The 18,767-nt window shown below is 65.0% G+C and carries 15 protein-coding genes and 1 tRNA gene; 8 read left to right on the top strand and 8 right to left on the bottom strand.

Annotated elements, in window-relative coordinates:
- Positions 1–84: 84 nt before the first annotated feature.
- Together LRC39_RS08510 and LRC39_RS08505 are read left to right on the top strand one after the other, a co-directional pair.
- On the top strand, positions 85–825 hold the full coding sequence (locus tag LRC39_RS08510) for a sulfite exporter TauE/SafE family protein (protein WP_346296943.1): 741 nt from the start codon (positions 85–87) through the stop codon (positions 823–825).
- Positions 826–946: 121 nt separating this feature from the next.
- On the top strand, positions 947–1,429 hold the full coding sequence (locus LRC39_RS08505; protein ID WP_164572594.1) for a CinA family protein: 483 nt from the start codon (positions 947–949) through the stop codon (positions 1,427–1,429).
- Positions 1,430–1,529: 100 nt separating this feature from the next.
- Here the strand turns inward: LRC39_RS08505 and crcB are convergent, their stop codons facing one another.
- Both crcB and LRC39_RS08495 read right to left on the bottom strand, forming a co-directional pair.
- Positions 1,530–1,904, bottom strand: a complete 375-nt coding sequence (gene crcB, locus LRC39_RS08500) for a fluoride efflux transporter CrcB (RefSeq protein ID WP_346296942.1) — start codon at positions 1,902–1,904, stop codon at positions 1,530–1,532.
- Positions 1,905–2,058: 154 nt separating this feature from the next.
- The gene (locus tag LRC39_RS08495) at positions 2,059–2,655 is read right to left on the bottom strand and encodes a superoxide dismutase (RefSeq protein WP_107343674.1); all 597 of its coding nucleotides are present in this window, start codon (positions 2,653–2,655) and stop codon (positions 2,059–2,061) included.
- A gap of 263 nt (positions 2,656–2,918) precedes the next feature.
- Between LRC39_RS08495 and LRC39_RS08490 the strand changes: the two genes are divergently transcribed.
- Positions 2,919–3,867 (top strand): IS630 family transposase gene (locus LRC39_RS08490; protein WP_346297470.1). Its coding sequence is split into 2 segments (ribosomal slippage): positions 2,919–3,254 and positions 3,256–3,867, totalling 948 coding nucleotides; the frame shifts between segments, so codons are not numbered across the junction.
- Between the two features lie 36 nt (positions 3,868–3,903).
- Here LRC39_RS08490 and LRC39_RS08485 read toward each other — a convergent pair.
- Positions 3,904–5,139: an MFS transporter gene (locus LRC39_RS08485; RefSeq protein WP_164639413.1), complete on the bottom strand. Its 1,236-nt coding sequence runs from the start codon at positions 5,137–5,139 to the stop codon at positions 3,904–3,906.
- Positions 5,140–5,411: 272 nt separating this feature from the next.
- Here LRC39_RS08485 and LRC39_RS08480 point away from each other — a divergent pair, with 272 nt between their 5' ends.
- Positions 5,412–6,785 carry an MATE family efflux transporter gene (locus LRC39_RS08480; RefSeq protein WP_346296941.1) on the top strand — a complete coding sequence of 458 codons (1,374 nt, stop codon included), beginning with the start codon at positions 5,412–5,414 and terminating at the stop codon, positions 6,783–6,785.
- Between the two features lie 131 nt (positions 6,786–6,916).
- The gene (locus LRC39_RS08475; protein WP_107354866.1) at positions 6,917–7,360 is read left to right on the top strand and encodes a DUF2147 domain-containing protein; all 444 of its coding nucleotides are present in this window, start codon (positions 6,917–6,919) and stop codon (positions 7,358–7,360) included.
- Here the strand turns inward: LRC39_RS08475 and LRC39_RS08470 are convergent.
- From LRC39_RS08470 to LRC39_RS08460, 3 genes are all read right to left on the bottom strand, one after another.
- Entirely contained in the window at positions 7,357–8,520 is a 1,164-nt protein-coding gene (locus LRC39_RS08470) for a DUF3095 domain-containing protein (RefSeq protein ID WP_346296940.1), read from the bottom strand. The two genes, LRC39_RS08475 and LRC39_RS08470, sit on opposite strands and share 4 nt — an antisense overlap.
- 71 nt (positions 8,521–8,591) lie before the next feature.
- A complete protein-coding gene (locus LRC39_RS08465; RefSeq protein WP_013503510.1) occupies positions 8,592–8,726 on the bottom strand; it encodes a hypothetical protein in 135 nt (44 codons plus the stop codon).
- A 153-nt stretch (positions 8,727–8,879) separates the two neighbouring features.
- Positions 8,880–8,956: transfer RNA gene (locus LRC39_RS08460), tRNA-Met, on the bottom strand.
- A 288-nt stretch (positions 8,957–9,244) separates the two neighbouring features.
- Between LRC39_RS08460 and LRC39_RS08455 the strand changes: the two genes are divergently transcribed.
- Positions 9,245–10,678 (top strand): coniferyl aldehyde dehydrogenase, encoded by a 1,434-nt coding sequence (locus tag LRC39_RS08455; protein WP_346296939.1) that lies wholly within the window; start codon positions 9,245–9,247, stop codon positions 10,676–10,678.
- Positions 10,679–10,748: 70 nt separating this feature from the next.
- Positions 10,749–12,353, top strand: coding sequence for a GMC family oxidoreductase (locus tag LRC39_RS08450; RefSeq protein WP_346296938.1), 1,605 nt, complete (start codon positions 10,749–10,751; stop codon positions 12,351–12,353).
- A 154-nt stretch (positions 12,354–12,507) separates the two neighbouring features.
- Here LRC39_RS08450 and LRC39_RS08445 read toward each other — a convergent pair whose 3' ends face one another.
- Both LRC39_RS08445 and LRC39_RS08440 read right to left on the bottom strand, forming a co-directional pair.
- Positions 12,508–16,632, bottom strand: a complete 4,125-nt coding sequence (locus LRC39_RS08445; protein WP_346296937.1) for an autotransporter-associated beta strand repeat-containing protein — start codon at positions 16,630–16,632, stop codon at positions 12,508–12,510.
- A gap of 470 nt (positions 16,633–17,102) precedes the next feature.
- Positions 17,103–17,864: an SDR family oxidoreductase gene (locus LRC39_RS08440; protein WP_346296936.1), complete on the bottom strand. Its 762-nt coding sequence runs from the start codon at positions 17,862–17,864 to the stop codon at positions 17,103–17,105.
- Between the two features lie 108 nt (positions 17,865–17,972).
- Between LRC39_RS08440 and LRC39_RS08435 the strand changes: the two genes are divergently transcribed.
- Complete coding sequence (locus LRC39_RS08435; protein WP_012495252.1) at positions 17,973–18,755, top strand: SDR family oxidoreductase; 783 nt, start codon at positions 17,973–17,975, stop codon at positions 18,753–18,755.
- Positions 18,756–18,767: the final 12 nt, after the last annotated feature.

Below are 18,767 nucleotides of genomic sequence, written 5' to 3'. Positions count from 1 at the left end.
GCACAAAGCAAGCTTGCGCCAACACTCCCTCACGGACGCGCGACGGCTTCCGCCCGACGGAATTGAGCAGGCGCATCGAGGCCGATGGAACTAACAACTCTCATCATCCTGATCGCCGGCGCGCTGTGTGGCGGATTCGTTTCCGGCCTGTCCGGCTTCGGTCTGGCGCTGGTGTCGCTCGGGTTCTGGCTCTACGTCTTCCCGCCGACCGTCGCTGTGCCGCTGGTGCTGCTGTGCTCAATGGTCTCTCAGGCGACGATGCGGATGGTGTGGCAGCATATCGATTTCAAACTGGTGACGCCGTTCCTGATCGGCGGACTCGCCGGCGTGATCCCGGGCAGCGTGCTTGTGGCGTATGCCGATCCGTGGGGCTTCAAACTGTTCGTCGGCCTCTTTCTGCTGATCTTCCCGCCCGCGCTTTATTTCACCCCGCCGATGGCGCTGACCTTCGGCGGCCGCTGGATGGATGGCGTGATCGGCTGGATCGGCGGCGTGATGGGCGGCTTCGCCGGATTGTCCGGCCCTCCACCAATTCTATGGGCGAGCGTCCGTGGCTGGGACAAGCATCAGCGCCGCGGCGTGTTTCAAGCATTCAACTCCACCGTGCTGATTGCTGCACTGGCGCTGCAGACCGCGCACGGTCTCGTGACGCGTGAAGTTCTCTCCGCGGCCTTGCTGGCGCTGCCAGCCATCCTGCTGGGTGCCTGGCTCGGCGCGCGGACCTACCACGCGCTGAGCGACCGCTCGTTTCGCAACGTGGTGCTGGCGCTGCTGTTTCTGTCCGGGCTCAGCCTGGTGTGGAGCAGCTTCGCTGGACTGCGCTGAGCGGCCGGGCCCGCTCACATTCGGTTTGCCCGCCGGCACGGCTTCCGATCAAGTACAGCCGATCAAGTGTCGATTCGTCCCGCCAGAGGCGATGTGACAGGCAGCACAGAGGAGATCGGTGATGCGGGAATTGCTGCCAGTGGCCGAAAAGGTCGCGCTCAGGCTGATCGCGCAGAAGCAGACCATCGCAGTCGCAGAATCCTCGGCCGGCGGATTGATCGCGTCCGCGCTGCTCGCCGTGCCTGGCGCCTCGGCGTACTTTCTCGGCTCGGCGGTGGTGTACACCCGCGAAGCGCGGCGCGTGCTGATGGACATTCCGGATCCCGACATGAAAGGACTGCGGTCCTCGTCGGAGCCCTATGCCGAATTGCTGGCGAAGCAGATCCGCTCCCGGCTCGGCGCCGACTGGGCGCTGTCGGAAACCGGTGCCGCCGGCCCCTCGGGCAATCGCTATGGCGACGCTGCAGGCCACACCTGCATCGCGGTGGCCGGGCCGCGGCAGGCAGTGATGACGCTGGAGACGGAAAACGCCGACCGCGTCGACAACATGCACGTGTTCGCCGCGACCGCGCTGACGTTTCTGCTGCACACGATGTCGACCTGAGCGAGGCCTGAGGCCTCGCCCAAACGTCAGCGAATGATGGCGCTCCACATCGCTACGAGGAGCGCGGCGACGAAGCAGTCGAGCGCAATGACGGCGGGTCTTATGTGACGGCGCGGATCAGCGCCATCCCGCCGAACAGGCCGGCGATCGCCAGCACCACCGAGCCGAGCACGTACACCACCGCAAGCCCGATCGCGCCGCGCTCATACAGCAGCGCCGCATCGAGCGAGAACGCCGAGAACGTGGTGTAGCCGCCCAAGATGCCGGTCATCAGGAACAGCCGGAAATGCTGCGACGAGCCGCCCTTGAACGCCAGATAGCCGGCGATCAGCCCCATCACGATCGAGCCGGTCACGTTGATGAAGAAGGTGTGATACGGAAACGCGGTGCCGAGCAGGCGGCCGCTCAGCGTGTTGATGAAGTGGCGAAACATCGCCCCGAGCCCGCCGCCCACGAACACCAGAAGATAGGCCATCCGACAATTGCTCCGTCTGCGAACGTCGCCCCCGCCGTCGTTCTTGCAGCAGGAGAGGTGCGACCGCAAGCCGCATGGTCGGGCTCGATGCCAAAAGAAAAGGCGGCCGCACTGCGACCGCCTTTCCGATTCGATTACGAGCTTGCCGCCCTGATCAGGCCTTGGAGTACAGCTCCTCGACATACTCCCAGTTGATCAGGCTATCGACGAACGCCTTCAGGTAGTCCGGGCGACGGTTGCGATAATCGATGTAGTAGGAGTGCTCCCAAACGTCGACGCCGAGGATCGGCGTGGCGCCGTGCACCAGCGGGTTCTCGCCGTTCGGGGTCTTGGAGATTTCCAGCTTGCCGTTCTTGACCGAGAGCCAGGCCCAGCCCGAGCCGAACTGGCCGGCGCCGGCCGCAGCGAAATCGGCCTTGAACTTCTCGAAGCCGCCGAGGTCTTCGTTGATCTTCTTTTCCAGCGCGCCGGGCAGCTTGCTGCCGCCGCCGTTCGGCTTCATCCACTTCCAGAAGTGGATGTGGTTGTAGTGCTGGGCGGCGTTATTGAACAACGGGGCGTTCTTGTTGAACGAGCCCTTGACCACCTCCTCGAGCGATTTGCCCTCGAATTCGGTGCCCTTCAGCAGGTTGTTGCCGTTGGTGACATACGCCTGATGATGCTTGTCGTGGTGATATTCCAGGGTCTCCTTCGACATGTACGGCTGCAACGCGTCGTAGGCATACGGCAATTCGGGTAGCGTGAAGGTCATGATGCATTTCCACGGTGGTGGGAGACGTCGTCTTTAACGGGAACCCTTATAAAAGGTTCCCCGGCGGGACCCAATATCTATTCTAACTTGCAACAGCATGTCGCAACGGCTCGGCCGAAGCGAATACCGTTGCAACATGAATAGCTTACCGCCAGCGCCCGATCGTACCGTTAGAGCGGTTCATCGCTTGATTGAATCGAGAGGGATTCCGGCGGGCGGGGTTTTGTGATTCAAGATGCTGGCTGGATCGGAGGCCAGCATCGATGGTCCGACCTCTTTCCAATGATCTTCGTGAACGAGCCGTGGCGGCAGTTGAGGCCGGCGAGAGCTGTCATGCTGTAGCGGCCCGGTTTGCTGTCGCGGTGTCGTCCGTCGTGAAGTGGTGCCAGCGTTATCGCGAGACGGGATCGGTGGCGCCGGGCAAGATGGGTGGACACCGCAAGCCTATACTGGAGCCGCATCGCGCGTTCATCGTGGAGCGGATCAGGCAGATGCCACATCTGACGCTGCATGGGCTGAAGGACGAACTCGCCGCGCGAGGCGTGAAGGTGTCCCACAATGCGGTGTGGACCTTCATGAAGCGAGAGGGGCTCAGCTTCAAAAAAAACACTGTTCGCTCTTGAACAGGGCCGTGCCGATGTCGCGTGGCGGCGACAGCGCTGGCGCAGCTTTCAGGACCGCCTCGACCCTGGTCGGCTGGTTTTCCTCGACGAGACCTGGATCAAGACCAACATGGCCCCACTACGCGGCTGGGGACCGAAGGGCGAGCGGGTGCGCAGCTTTGCGCCACACGGCCATTGGCGCACGCTGACTTTTCTCGGCGCCCTGCGCTGCGACCGCCTCACGGCGCCTTGCGTGTTCGACGGCCCGATCAACGGCGAGAGCTTCCGTGCCTATGTCGAACAGCAACTCGTTGGGGTGCTCAAACCCGGCGACATCGTCGTCATGGATAATCTCGGAAGCCACAAGTCTCCAACCGTCCGCCAGATGATCAGAGGAGCCGGCGCCAGGCTGTGGTACCTGCCGCCGTACTCTCCCGACCTCAACCCGATCGAGCAGGTCTTCGCCAAGATCAAGCACTGGATGCGCGTCGCCCAGAAGCGCACCATCGACGCCGCCTGCGACTACATCGGCCACCTCGTGGGCACGATTCCCGCCGCCGAATGCAGCAATTACTTCAACAACGCTGGATACGCTTCCATCAAAACGTGAAACGCTCTAGGCTCGATCGGCCCTTCCCGCTCCGGGTCAGGCGGTTGCGGGGACCGCCAATTCGTCCCGGCGGCGCGGCGGCCGGACGTTCATCAGCATCTGGGCACAACCGGCGATCAGGCCGATCAGCACCGCGGCCTGCCAGGCGCGATCATAGCTGCCGAGATGGTCGTAGATCACGCCGCCACCCCAGGCCCCGAGGAACGAGCCGACCTGGTGGCTGAGGAAGGCGATGCCGGTCAGCGTCGCCATGTAGCGCAGCCCGAACAGCTGGGCGACGAGGCCGTTCACCAGCGGGATCACCCCGAGCCACAGCGATCCCATGATCGCGGCAAACACGATCGTCGAAGTGGCCGACGCCGGGAAATAGAAATATGCCGCCACCGTCAGTGACCGCACGATGTAGATGCCGCCGAGCAAGTACTGCTTCGGAAACCTGCCGCCGAGCCAGCCGAACGCATAAGAGCCGAACACGTTGAACAGCCCGATCACCGCCAGCGCCGAGGCGCCGAGTGACGGATCGAGCCCGCAGATCGCCAGATAGTTCGGCAGATGCGTGGTGATGAACACGAGCTGAAGACCGCAGACGAAGAACGCGATCGCCATCACCAGGAAGCCGGAATGGCCGAGCGCGGTCTGCACCACCTCGCCGGCCGACTGCTGCACGTCGTCCGACTTGTCGATATCGAGCTTGTCGGCACGGCCGGCGAACAGGGCCGACGGCAGCATCGCCGCGGCGAGGCCAAGGAAGCCGATCAGCGCCATCTGCCAGCCGGCGGTCGAGATCAACGTCTGCGCCAGCGGCGAAGCCAGCACCAGGCCGAGCGACCCGGCAGCCGAGACCGCTCCCATCGCAACGCTGCGCTTGGCCGGCGACACCGTGCGCGAGGTCACCGTCATGGTCATGCTGGAGGCGGTGCACGACAGCGCAATGCCGACGCAGACGCCGCAGCCGAGCGTGAACATCAAGGCCGAGTCGGCGACCATCATGAGAACGAGACCGGCCGCATAGACCACGACGCCACCGGCCATCACCCAGCGGGTGCCGTAGCGGTCGGCGATCAGTCCCACCATCGGCTGCGTGACGCCCCAGATGATGTTCTGCAGTGCTGTCGCGAAGGAGAAGTCGGCGCTGGTGATGCCGACGTCGCGGATCACCGAGGGCTGAAACAGCCCGAAGCTCTGCCGCATGCCCATGGCCAGGCTGAGCAGCACCGAAGCGCCGATCAGGATCGACCAGCGCTGAAACGCGCTGAGCTGAGCTGCCTTCATAGGCGGTTTCCTCTCCCGGAGAATATTTATCCCTCTTCATGCTCTGGTTTGGGGGATTTGACCATCCATCCCAGCGGTATTCTGGTTCTGCGCCGAATGCAGGGGTGCCGCGGCCAGGCCGCCGCTCCGGAGCCCTGCACGAAACGCCGTCGCGCCCGCGTACCCTGCAATGCCCCGCCGCTTGTGCCGGACAGCACCTTCCGCTTATTGTATGTTAATCATCATACAAAAGACCGCCATCAATCGCGAGGCGGCATCCGGGGAGCGACCGCATGACCATCGAGGCACCAGCCGACACGCCACTGTCCGCTCCGCCACCGAACCGGCTGCTGACCGCTCCGATCCTGCCGACGCTGGTGCGGCTGGCGATCCCCAACACCATTGCGATGCTCGGCACGGCGTTGGTGGCTGTGGCCGAGACGTCTTATATCGGCCGGCTCGGCACCGAACCTCTGGCGGCGATCGCTTTGGTGTTTCCGTTCGCGATGCTGACGCAGATGATGTCGGCCGGCGCCATGGGCGGCGGTATCTCATCAGCGATCAGCCGCGCCCTCGGCGCCGGTGATACACACCGGGCCGGCGTGCTGGCGCTCCACGCGATCCTGATCGGGATCGGCGGCGGACTGTTGTTCACGCTGGTGATGCAGCTGTTCGGCCGATCCCTGTTCGCGCTGCTCGGCGGACGCGGCGAGGTGCTGGAGCAGGCCTGCAGCTACTCGGTCGTTCTGTTCTCAGGTGCCGTATCGATCTGGCTGGTGAATACCCTCGCCTCGATCCTGCGCGGCACTGGCGACATGGTCCTGCCGGCGGGCGCCCTGCTCGGCGTCGCGGCTTTGCAGGTGGTGATCGGCGGCGCGCTCGGCCTTGGTCTGTTCGGAATGCCGCGGCTCGGCATGCCTGGCGTCGCCTCCGGCCAAGCGATCGCTTTCACGATCGGCGCGCTGTTCCTGCTGATCTATCTCGCCAGCGGCCGCAGTCGGCTGCGGCTGCAACTGCGCGCATTCAGCTTCCAACGCCCGATCTTCGTCGACATCCTGAAGGTCGGCGCGCTCGCCTGTCTCGCGCCGCTGCAGTCGGTGTTGACGATCCTGATCTTCACGAAGGTGCTGGCCAGCTACGGCACCACCACGCTCGCCGGCTATGGCATCGGCTCGCGCTTGGAATTCCTGCTGATCCCGATCGCGTTCGCGGTTGGCGTCGCCTCGATCCCGATGGTCGGGATGGCGATCGGCGCCGGTGATATCGCCCGGGCGCGGCGGGTGGCGTGGACTGCAGGGGTCGTATCCGCTCTGATCGTCGGACTGGTCGGCGTCGTGCTGGCGATCTGGCCGGCGCTCTGGGTGTCGCTGTTCACAGCCGACCCGGCCGTCACCGACGCTGCGCATACCTACTTCCGCTTCGCCGGCCCGGGCTTCGGCTTCTTCGGCCTCGGCGTGACGCTGTATTTCGCTAGCCAGGGTGCCGCCAAGGTTGGCGGACCGGTGCTCGCCGCGACGGGTAGACTGGTGCTGGTGGCCCTCGGCGGATGGGCGCTGGTCGCCTTCGGGGCGCCGGCATCGGCGATGTTCGCGATGGTGGCTCTGGCGATGGTGGTGTACGGCCTCGGCAGCGCCGCCGCGATCTACCTGACACGCTGGGTCAAATGAATCGGAATTATCCCCAGCGTGCAGCAAGGGTCACACGATTGCACGAATCGGACGCTCTGCTATCCAACCGCCCGCCGCACTGCTTCTGAATGCTGTTCGCGGCTCCCGCGAGTATCGTTTGGAGGTATGGAATGGCCGTTCGGTCCGGTTTCGTCGCTGCTGCCCTGGTTGCCCTGGTGTCGCTGTCCCCCGCAGGGGCGATCGCCCAATCGGCCGGGCCGCAGGGCACCTGGTTGACTCAGGCGGGCGACGCCAAGGTCCGGATCAAGAGCTGCGGCAACGCGCTGTGCGGGAGCATCGTCTGGCTGAAGACACCGATCGATCCGAACACCGGCAAGCCCCAGGTCGACGACAAGAACGCCGATCCGCAGCTCGCCTCGCGGCCGATCATCGGCCTGCAGATCTTCGGCGACATGCGCCCGGTGTCGCAGGGCAAATGGAGCGGCCACATCTACAATGCCGACGACGGCAAGACCTATGAGAGCAGCATCTCGCACACCGGCCCGAGCAGCCTGCGGGTCGAAGGCTGCGTCGGCACCCTGTGCGGCGGCGAAACCTGGACGCTGACGCGCTAAGCGATCGCCTTTTCGGGCATCCCCTTCAAAGCCAGGGCGGCGGACGCATAGCCCCCGCCCGCCCCGTCGATGAAGTGGACGTGATCGCTGCGCGTCACCGACGGCGTAAAACACGTCACCATCGCCGACTGCTGCCGCGACACGCCATAGCGCGCAACACCTGCGGCCGCCGCCGTGGCCAGCTTCTGCTCCAGCGCGTCGGCGAGCTCCGGCGCGCAGTCGACCACCATGCGCAGTCCGTCGTCGTATTTACGGAAGTCTGAGTTCTCGACCAGCTCGGTCAAGTAAGCGCGCGGCACGAAACCGTGCACGTTGATGCCGAGCCGCATGATCAGATAGCTGAACAGCGTCTGAACCAACAGCGCCGCGCGGCGCAGCGTCAGCGATCCGCCGCGCTCGGCGCGCGCTTCCAGCTCGAAGCCCTGCGGCGGCCAGCGCAGCCGCGGGCCCTCACTCGGCACCGGCCTGCCCGCCTCCGGGCTGCGCTCGATCAGCGACACGATGTCTTCGATCAAAATGCGGAATGCCGCTGGATCGGCCTGCGCCGTCGGCATGATCAGCACCGACAGAATCAAGCCGCGCCGCGCCGGCATTTCCTCGAACCGGCACGACAGGCCGGAGAGGTCCGGCGCGGTGCCGGGCGGCGCCGGCGGAATCGAAAACTCGCCGCGCTTCATCGCAGCTTCCGCCCAGCCGAGACCGCCACCGGCGAACATCGCGTAGCTGACGTGCGGCGATGGCGCGAAACGGGCGACGCGAACCTCGAGCCCCTTGGCGCGGATCGCCGCGACCGGCACCAGCGCGATCCGCATCGTCAGGCCGAGTTCGTCGCGCACCCAGGCAGCGGTCGCGGCCAGCGCATCGCGGGCGGCGGACAAATCAGCCGGTGCCACCGCAAATCCGGCGCCATCGCCGCCGAACACGAACGGGAATTCGCGCTCTTGAAGCGCGTTGGTCACCGCAGCGATCACGGCCGCGCCAGCCATGTTGACCGACTTGTAGCGCCGCTCGGCGATCGCGCGGGTGGAATCGACGATGTCGGCGACGCCGACGGTCCAATCGTCCGGCAGCGGCGCGTAGAGAGCAGGATCCATCAGGCTGCGGAAGCCGCGAAACACCGCGACACTCTGGTAGAACCCGCCGCTATCGCCCGCACTCATGCCGCCCGGCCCTCCTCGATTGATGCCGATGAGTTACGTCCGCAAACCCGATCGGTTGCGAACGGCCGAGGTCAGTCGCTGCCCGAGCACAGGCCAAGCGCAGCCGTGATCGTCCCGCGCGCACAGCGCGTCAGCGTGATGTCCGAATACAGGCCATAGGCGAACACAGCCAAAGCCAACAGAAAGATGATGCCGAGCGATTTCACGTTCGATGTCCAAGCCGCCGCGGACGTCGCAAGCGCAATGCTCACCGCGGACGGCCGATGTTGCACCTGTTAGATCAGATCGCCGGGTAACGAAACAACCGTGCAGCCGAAACAAAAAACGCCGCCAGATCCTGTGGACCTGACGGCGTAATTTGGTTGCGGGGATAGGATTTGAACCTATGACCTTCAGGTTATGAGCCTGACGAGCTACCGGGCTGCTCCACCCCGCGTTAAACCTTTGCGCGGCTTTCAGAAAACCGATGACCATCAACGCCCAAAGGCGCTGATCGATCCTCCCGGAGGCTTCCTGAGAAGGTGCCCGGGGCGAATGCCCGGGGCGCGAGGGGTGTCTACCAACACCGGGGGGATTTGCAAAGCCCCAAGGGCGGATTTGGGAGAAGATTTTCAAGATTATATGACGAACGGAACCAGGTGTGGTTGCCGGAATCCTCTTCCCCTGCGAGAATTTGGCAAAATCAGCCCGTAACCAAGCAATTGGGCATCGAAGGGAGCGAAAGATGGACCAGCCAGTCGGCGGTTTCGGGGGCAATGCGCTCCACGACAGCTTTCATCGTATGTTCGAAATTTCCCGTGCTGCGCCGCCGCCGACGCTGGAGCAGCGTCAGGACCGGCTCGCGCGGCTGCGCGCGCTGATCAAGGACAACGAGAAACGATTCGAGCAGGCGATCTCTGCCGATTTCGGTCACCGCAGCTCGACCGAGACGCTGATCGCCGAGACGCTCAGCCTGCTCGGCGACATCAAGCACACCTCGCGGCATCTCAAGCGCTGGATGGCCCCGCGCAAGGTGTCGACCCAGCTTCAATTCCTGCCCGGCAAGAACCGGCTGTTGCCGCAGCCGCTCGGCGTGGTCGGGGTGATTGCGCCGTGGAATTATCCCCTGCAGCTCACCGTCGCGCCGGCGATCGGCGCGATCGCCGCCGGCAACCGGGTGATGATCAAGCCGAGCGAACTGTCGCCCCACTTCGCCGCATTGCTGCAGGAGACCGTCGCGGCGAAGTTCGATACGAGCGAGATGATGGTGACCGGGATCGAGCCCGGCGTCGCCGAGGCGTTCGCTCGGCTGCCATTCGATCATCTGATGTTCACGGGTTCGACCCGTGTCGGCCGCATCGTCGCGGCGGAGGCGGGCAAGAACCTCACCCCGGTCACGCTCGAGCTCGGCGGCAAGTCGCCGACCATCGTCGACCGCTCCGCCGATCTCGACGAGGTGGCGCCGCGGATCGCCTATGCCAAGCTGATGAACGCCGGACAGACCTGCATCGCGCCCGACTACGTGCTGGCGCCGCAGGACCGGGTCGAAGCGCTCGCCGGCAAGATCTGGGGCGCGATGCAGCAGATGTGGGGCACAGACCCAGCCAATCCGGACTACACCTCGATCATCGCCGAGCATCACTACGCGCGGCTGAAGAGTTTGGTCGACGATGCCGTCGCACGCGGCGCACGGCTGCTGCAACCCGCAAGCGCGGATGATGCGGCGTGGGCCGGCAAGCGCAAATTCCCGCCGACCCTCGTGCTCGGCGCAACGCCCGAGATGAAGATCATGCAGGAGGAGATCTTCGGTCCGCTGCTGCCGATCCTCGGTTACAGCGAGCCGACCGAGCCGATCAGTTTCATCAACGGCCGCGACCGGCCGCTGGCGCTGTATTGGTTCGGCACTGATGAAGCCGCGCGCGACCAGGTGCTGGAGCGGACCGTCTCGGGCGGCGTCACCATCAACGACTGTCTGGTGCATTTCGCCCAAGCCAACCAGCCGATGGGCGGCGTCGGCGCTTCGGGCACCGGCGCCTATCACGGCGAATGGGGCTTCAACACCTTCACTAAGATGAAGCCGATCTTCTATCGCTCGCCCTACAACCGCTTCGCCGATCTGTATCCGCCTTACGGCGCCAAGATCGCGCGGCTGTCGAAGGTGCTGCGCCTGATGTCGTAACAAGAGACGACCCGCACGGCCGAAGATGCCGGCGGCAATCAACAAAACAATATCCCGGAGGGAAACGCTCGTGAGCGAAACAGTTGATTTCGTCGTGGTCGGCGGCGGCTCTGGCGGCTGCGCCGTAGCTGGACGGCTGTCGGAAGACACCAACACGTCCGTGGCTCTGCTCGAAGCCGGCGGCACGGCCGACAATTGGGTGGTGAAGACGCCTTATGCGCTATCGCTGATGGTGCCGAGCAAGCTCAACAATTGGCACTTCGAGACGGTGCCGCAGCCAGGCCTCAACGGCCGGATCGGCTATCAGCCGCGCGGCAAAGGGCTCGGCGGCTCGTCGGCGATCAACGCCATGGTCTACATCCGCGGCCACAAATGGGACTACGATCATTGGGCCGAACTCGGCAACGCCGGCTGGTCCTACGCCGACGTGCTGCCCTATTTCAAACGCTCGGAGAACAACTCCGACTTCAACGGCGCCTATCACGGCCAGAGCGGCCCGCTCCACGTCAACCGGCTGCGCACCGATAATCCGGCGCACGAGATCTTCCTGCAGGCGGCGCGCGAGGCGCAATTCCGCATCCGCGACGATTTCAACGGCGAGGAGCAGGAAGGCCTCGGCCTGTATCAGCTCACCCAACACAATGGCGAGCGCTGGAGCGCCGCACGGGCCTACGTGCATCCGCACATCGGCACGCGCCGCAATCTCCGTGTCGAGACCGAGGCGCAGGCGACCCGGATTCTGGTCGAAGGCGGACGCGCGGTCGGCGTCGCCTATCGGCAGAACGACCAGATCCGCGAGATTCGCGCGCGCCGCGAAGTCATCCTCGCCTCCGGTGCGTTTCAGTCGCCACAGTTGCTGATGCTGTCCGGCATCGGCGATGCCGCGGCGCTGAAGGCCCATGGCATCGACGTCGTGCACCATCTGCCGGGTGTCGGCCAAAACCTGCAGGATCACCCGGACTTCATCTTCGCCTATCAGTCGGACAGCCCGTATTTCACCGGCACCAGCTTCACCGGCATCGCGCGCCTGCTTTCGACGATCGGTCAGTATCGCCGCGAGGGACGCGGACCGCTGACCACCAACTTCGCCGAATGCGGCGGCTTCCTGAAGACCCGGCCCGACCTCGACGTGCCGGACATCCAGCTGCACTTCGGCATGGCGATGGTCGACGATCACGGCCGCAAGCGACACTGGGGCACGGGCTTCTCCTGCCATTTCTGCCTGCTGCGTCCGAAGAGCCTCGGCAGCGTCGGGCTGAGCAGCGCCGATCCCTTGGCACCGCCGCGGATTGATCCGAACTTCCTCGGCGATCCTGAGGACCTCGAAACCATGGTGGCGGGCTACAAGACCACGCAGCGGCTGATGGAGACGCCGGCGCTACGCGCGCTGCAGCAGAAGGATCTGTTTACCGCCAACGTCCGCACCGACGACGATATCCGCGCCATTCTGCGCGCCCGCGTCGACACCGTGTATCACCCGGTCGGCACCTGCAAGATGGGCAGCGATCCGACGGCGGTGGTCGATCCCCGGCTCAAGGTCCATGGCATCGGGGCCTTGCGCATCGTCGACGCCTCGGTGATGCCGACGTTGATCGGCGGCAACACCAACGCTCCCACCATCATGATCGGCGAGAAGGCCGCCGACATGATCCGCGAGGAGATGCGGGCGAACTGACGTCGTCCGCGATCACGTCAAGCCGACGCTTCCGTACGCACCGCAAGGTGCGCCGGAGCGACCGTATTTGGATTGCGTCCGACGGCTCGATGAGGTGGACGTCGCACATCAGACTTCGCCCGCGCAGTCGTTCAATCCGCTCTCTACGCAATTGTCACCACTGGTAGCTGACGAGTGCGCGGCCGGCGTAGCTGTCGGCGTGCTTCCAGAACTCACCGTCAAATGCCGCCGACACGGTCCAGCCACGACCGAGTCCCAGGCAGGCTCCCAGCGAAACCTGAACGGAGTCGCCAGGTAGCGCAACGCCATACACGTTGAACTGCGCGGCCGGAATTTGCCGCAACGTGGCGGCCGCCTGCCAATCCGTGTTCCAGCCGTGTGCCCAGGCGGCCCGCGCTCTCAACGCCAGCGGCCGCCCATCGATGAAGACCTCGTCGTCGAAACGGGCACCGAGTTCGCTGCGCGTCACCGTCGGCTGGCGCCCGGCGTAATCCAGCGCGAACACACTCGTGCCCGTCTCGCCAAAGGTCGGCAGGAACATTGTGGTGGTCTGCAGCGCGGCATAAGGCGTGACGCCGATGCCGCTGACCTGGAGGCGCTGACCGCCCTCGACTCGCGCCGTCAGAGCCTGCGGATGCATCCGGGCGCGCAGCGCCTCACCGCCGGCAACGGTCACTGTCCGATCGACAGTGGCGTCCTGCCACACATAGCCGAGCGCCGCCGCCAGATATGACGGCCCGATCTGATAGCGACCGTAGAGCGCGGCGTTGAAATTGTCGGAGCTGCCGGAGCCGAGGCCTTGCGCGAGGCTGAAGCTCGAACCGGAACCGCCCAGCGCCAAACCGACGCGGGCCTGCGGCGACAACTGATAGCTTGCGCCCGCGGCCGCACCGGCGACCCGGCTGGTGGTGTCGTGCGAGCCGGTGGACGCATCGCCACCGACGCGCAGCGTGCCGCCGTATCCCACGCCCCAGACGCTCCAGCGCGACGCCGAGGCGGCCGCGGGAGGCAGTGCCGCGCACGCGTCGCGCGGTCCGGCTTGGGACCCAGGCGCCGCGCACTCCCGCCCAGCGGAGCCGTCCACCGGGTCGAGTGCATTGCTGAACACGCTGCGCATGAACAGATCGGCGGAGCCGAACAACGACTGCTGCAGCGCGGCCCCGGCTTCGCCGGAAACCTGGCTCAGCCCGTCCGGCTTCAAAGTACCCAGCGTCGTCGGAATCCCGCCGGCGACGTTGAACGAATTGACGAGCACACCAGCGACCTGCTGTTGATTTCGGCTCAATCCATTGCCGTAGTCCGGCGCAGTGGGAGGAACGAACGCCAACGCCAGATTGAGGTAGGCATTGTTGGCATCGTAGGCCAGCGCCGATGTGAAGTTGGCAGGCAGATTGGTATCGACAAGCGCACCGAATGTGCCGGCAACACCGCCGCCCGCATTGACGATGGTGTAGCGCTTGGAAATGTAGCTCCCGCTCGCATAGCTCGCCTGCACGGTGCCGGCCAGCGTGGCACGGCCCGTGACATTGGTTCGATCCGACGCCGTCGGCGAGACCTCGACTGCATAGCTCGAGCCGGCCGCAAAGCTCAGATCGCCGTTGATCGTGAGGGTCCCGATCGAATTGCCGGGCGCCAGCGTCCCGCCTGATGCAATCGTCGTGGAACCGACGCTGCCGGAGCCGCCGAGCCTGCCGCCGCTCGCCGCTGTCACCGCCGAAGCGATCGACCCGTTCACCGACAATGTGCCGGCATTGATCGTCGTCGGCCCGGTGTACTCATTGGTGCCGGAGAGAATAAGGTTTCCGGTCCCCTGCTTGGTCAGTCCCCCGGTCCCCGACATCATTCCGGAATAATTCGTCGAGCTGTTGTCCGCCCCCGTCGTGAGCATCGCCGCACCGAGCGCGACCGATCCGCCTCCCGCCAACGAACCAATCGTTTGATCGAAGCCGCCAAGATCGAGTGTGGTCCCTGAAGCGACCGTCGCCGCGGTGGTCGCCGACAGCATGTTGCTGTTCGCCAGCTGCAGCGTTCCGGCGTTGATGATAGTGCCGCCCGAAAAGGAATTGCGCCCATTTAGGATCAGCTTGCCACCGCCGTTCTTTTCGATGATGCCTGCAGTGTCTCCGTCGGAGACAGCGCCCGTAATGGTTTGGATGGTGCCAGTCCGGATATCGAAAATGGAGGTGCCGCTGACCACAAAATTGTTGGCGATGGTGTAGTCGGCATTGCCGAACGCCAACGACGCGCCCTGCGTCATTTTCACATCGCCAGCGCCCAAGGCGCTGTTGTTGCCGACTGTGACAGTGCCGCCGCTGATCGTCGTTCCGCCAGTATAGGTGTTCGCCCTCGACAGCGTCAGGTTGCCGGATCCAAGTTGGGCAACCGCGCCGGTGCCGGAGATCAAACCGAAGAAGGTGAGAGCATTGGAGCGATTGAACGCCAATGTTCCGTTGTTAGTGACGTTATTGGCGATACTTCCGGTGGTGCCACCGTCGCCGATCTGCAGCGTGCCATTCGAAATGGTTGTGCCGCCCGTGTAGTTGCTGTTGCCCGTGAGGACCGTGGTCCCTGGACCGAGCTGGCTCACACTTCCCCCACCCGAGATGACGCCGCCGAACGTGTAGGCATCCGAACGATTGAACCACAGCTCGCTGTTGTTGCTCACCTGGCCAGTGATCGATCCGGCCGTACCGCCATCGCCGATCTGCAGCACACCGGACGAAATAGTGGTCACGCCAGTATAAGTATTGGCGCCAGTCAGGATCGTTACGCCGGCGCCGGTCTTACGTACTGATCCCGTACCCGAGATAGCGCCGCCGAATGTGTACGTACCTAAGCGATTGAACACCAGCGAGGCGCGATTGATAACATCGCCGGCGATCGATCCGGTGGAGCCGCCGTTGCCGATCTGCAGTATTCCAGCCGAAATGGTGGTGCCACCGCTGTAGGTGTTGGTGCCGGTCAGGACAACCGTTCCGATGCCGGCTTTGCTCACTCCCCCCGTGCCGGAGATGGCGCCGCCGAAGGCGTACGTACCTGAGCGATTGAACACCAGCGAAGCGTTATTGATGACATCGCCGGTAATCGATCCCGTGTTACTTCCGGTGCCGAGCTGTAGTGTGCCGGCCGAGATGGTGGTGCCGCCCGTGTAGGTGTTGAGGCCGCTGAGCGTCAGCACGCCAGAGCCCGTCTTTGTGACGGAGCCCGCTCCTGTGATCATCTGGTCGAGGATCGAGTTGGCCGACTGTGCGAACGTGAGGGTGGTGCTGCTGGTCGCGAGACCGATCGCACCGAAAAGGCCCGCCCCTGCGTTCATGAACGTCAGCGTATTGTCGCCGCCCGTAAATGTAATCGAGTTGGCTCGCGTTGTGCCATCGCCGGCGAGGCCGCCCTGAATCGACATGGAGTTTATAATGGTCAGGCCGGAGCCGACGATCCCAGCCCCTCCCGCGCCAGCCGCCCCCGCCGCCCCGGCGGTGCCCGTACCGGCGCCTGCTGCGCCTGCGACGCCACCATTGCCACCTTTGATGGCGCCGCGGTTGGTGACCGTCGCCCCCGGTGAGGTCAATAGAAGGCCGGTCCCGCCGTCTCCGCCCGCGCCGCCATTGCCGTTTGCTGCAGCCGCAGATCCTCCGGCACCGCCAGTGCCGCCGGCACCGCCTTGAATCGTCACGTTGAAATTGGTGAAGGAACTGCTGTCCGAAAAGACGAAACCGACGCCCCCGGAGCCGCCGCCGCCGCCACCACCCCCGGTGGAGCCTGAATCTGTGCCTGCCCCGCCGTCACCGCCTTTGCCACCCTTTTGGCCGGTGGAAGTTGCGGTATTTGTGTAGGGGGCATTGACCTCGCCGCCGTTGTTACCGCCGGCGCCTCCTCCACCTCCGCTGGGAGAGGACGCCGTCGTGCCATTGCTGCCGTCTTGCCCCGGCGAGGTGCCGCCCGCGGCACCTCCGACACTGGCTGTATTGCCGCTGGAGCCACCGTTTCCGCCGCCGGCCGCACCACCGCCGCCGCCGCCCGATCCCGCGGTCGTGCTCGGTCCCGAGTTGCCACCGCTCGCCCCGCCAAAGCCAGAACCGCCGATCCCGCCGGCGGCAGAGGGGTCGCCGCCTTGTCCGCCGGCACCGCCGTCGGCCATCGCCGGGACCGCCAGTGTCATGACGACTGTGATCGCGCGCAACAGCGCCGCACTCAGCGCCGCAATGCTCCGTGCACCGATCCGACTGCCACCTGCCAGCAACACCTGGATGTCAGCCGACCGTGTTCGCTTGTACGCCACTAGATTCCAACTCCACCGACCTCGTAAAACTACTAGGTCACGGTAGAGCGAGGCGAAAGCAATCGACGGTAAAAAGTCTCAGTCGTTGCAAGCAAGATACAATTGCGATTGCACCGAGAGACGATCCGACGGCCACAAAGTACTACAACGTACAAAGCCGGCTGCGGTGGGTCCGAGCGGTCGGATCAAATGATAGCGTCGGACGCTTGCTGAACCATGGATCAAAAGATCGCGCGTGATTGATTGGGCCTTGAATACCGCCACGGCGCACCTGAGTCATCCCGGCGACGCGCGCTGGATTGTCGCGGCGGCGAGTCGCGATGCAGCGAGAGGCTCCCACGGCTTGATGTCGACGACGTGCGGACAGACGACGATGCCGGGCTTGCATCGTCATTCCGCGTAGCGCGCAGCGCGATCCCGGCATGACGAACGAGACAGCAAGAAAGAGAGCACGCTGCGAAAGAATCCCCTTACCCCAGCAAGAACCCGCCATCCACCGTGACGACGCTGCCGGTCATGTAGCGCGAGGCGTTGGAGGCGAGCAGCAGGATGGCGCCGTCGAGGTCGGACTCGTGGCCAATGCGGCGTTGTGGGATGCTCTTGAGCAGTTTCTCGCCGGCCGGCGTCGACCACAGCTCGCGATTGATGTCGGTGTCGATGTAGCCCGGCGCCAGCGCGTTGACACGGATGCGGGAGCTTGCGAGCTCCAGCGCCATCGCCTTGGTGGCCTGGATGATGCCGGCCTTGGAGATCGCGTAGGGCGAGACGAATTTCAGCACGCTCTGGCCGAGCACCGAGGCGATGTTGACGATGTTGCCACCCTGCTGCCGCGCGATCATCCGGCGCGCGACTTCGGTGGCGAGGAAGTAAGCGCCTTTCAGATTGGCGCCGATCACCTTGTCCCAATCCGCCTCGCTGGTGTCGACCGCGAGTTTCTCAGTGGCGACGCCGGCATTGTTGATCAGCACGGTGATCGGTCCGATCGCGGCCTCGGCCTGATCGAGCGCCGCGGCCATCCCGCCGAGATCGGTGACATCCATGCGCACCGCGACGGCGCGGCCGCCGCCGTCCTTGATCTCCTGTTCCAGGCTCTGCAACTTGTCGATCTGTCGCGCAGCCAGCACGATCGCGGCGCCGCGCGCGGCGAGCACACGCGCGAATTGCCGGCCCAGCCCTTGCGATGCGCCGGTGACCAGAATGACTTCGTTGCTGACGTCGAACAGTTGATCCATGCCGCGTTTCCCGTTGATGCGTTATGCGTTGCCCTCCCCTTACCATGCCGGACCGGGATGGCTAGAGTGCCGGCCGCATCGACATCGCCATGCATCCGGGAGTGAAACGTGGATCTGGGAATCAAGGGTCGCCGCGCGCTGGTGTGCGCATCGAGCAAGGGACTGGGCCGCGGCTGCGCTGCGGCGCTCGCCGCCGAAGGGGTGCATGTGACGATGACTGCACGCGGCGCCGAAGCGCTGGCGCAGGCTGCAGCGGAGCTGCGCAAGGCCTATCCCGATGTCGAGATCATCGAGGTCGCCGGCGACATCACCACGCCGGAAGGCCGCGCCGCCGCGCTGGCGGCCTGCCCGGAGCCGGACATCCTGATCAACAATGCCGGCGGCCCGCCGCCCGGCGATTTCCGTAACTGGACCCGCGACGACTGGATCAAGGCGCTCGACGCCAACATGCTGACGCCGATCGAGCTGATCAAGGCGACGGTCGACAAGATGATCGAACGGAAGTTCGGCCGCATCGTCAACATCACCTCGGCCGCCGTGAAGGCACCGATCGATGTGCTCGGCCTGTCGAACGGCGCGCGCTCAGGCCTGACCGGTTTCGTCGCCGGCCTGTCGCGCAAGACCGTCCGCCACAACGTGACCATCAACGCGCTGCTGCCCGGCCCGTTCGACACCGATCGGCTGCGCGGCGTCGCGGCCGGCCAGGCCAAGGCGTCCGGCAAGCCGGCAGAGCAGATCCTGGAAGCGCGGAAGAACGAAAACCCGGCAGGACGCTTCGGCACGCCGGACGAATTCGGCGCCGCCTGTGCATTCCTCTGCAGCGTCCACGCCGGCTACATCACCGGCCAGAACCTGCTGCTCGACGGCGGCGCGTTCCCCGGCACGATGTAACGGCCGCCCGAC

This window comes from Rhodopseudomonas sp. P1, assembly GCF_039642825.1.
Taxonomy (GTDB): domain Bacteria; phylum Pseudomonadota; class Alphaproteobacteria; order Rhizobiales; family Xanthobacteraceae; genus Rhodopseudomonas; species Rhodopseudomonas palustris_H.
The sequence above is the reverse complement of the archived record's forward strand: the minus strand, read 5'-3'. Positions and strand labels throughout refer to the sequence as shown.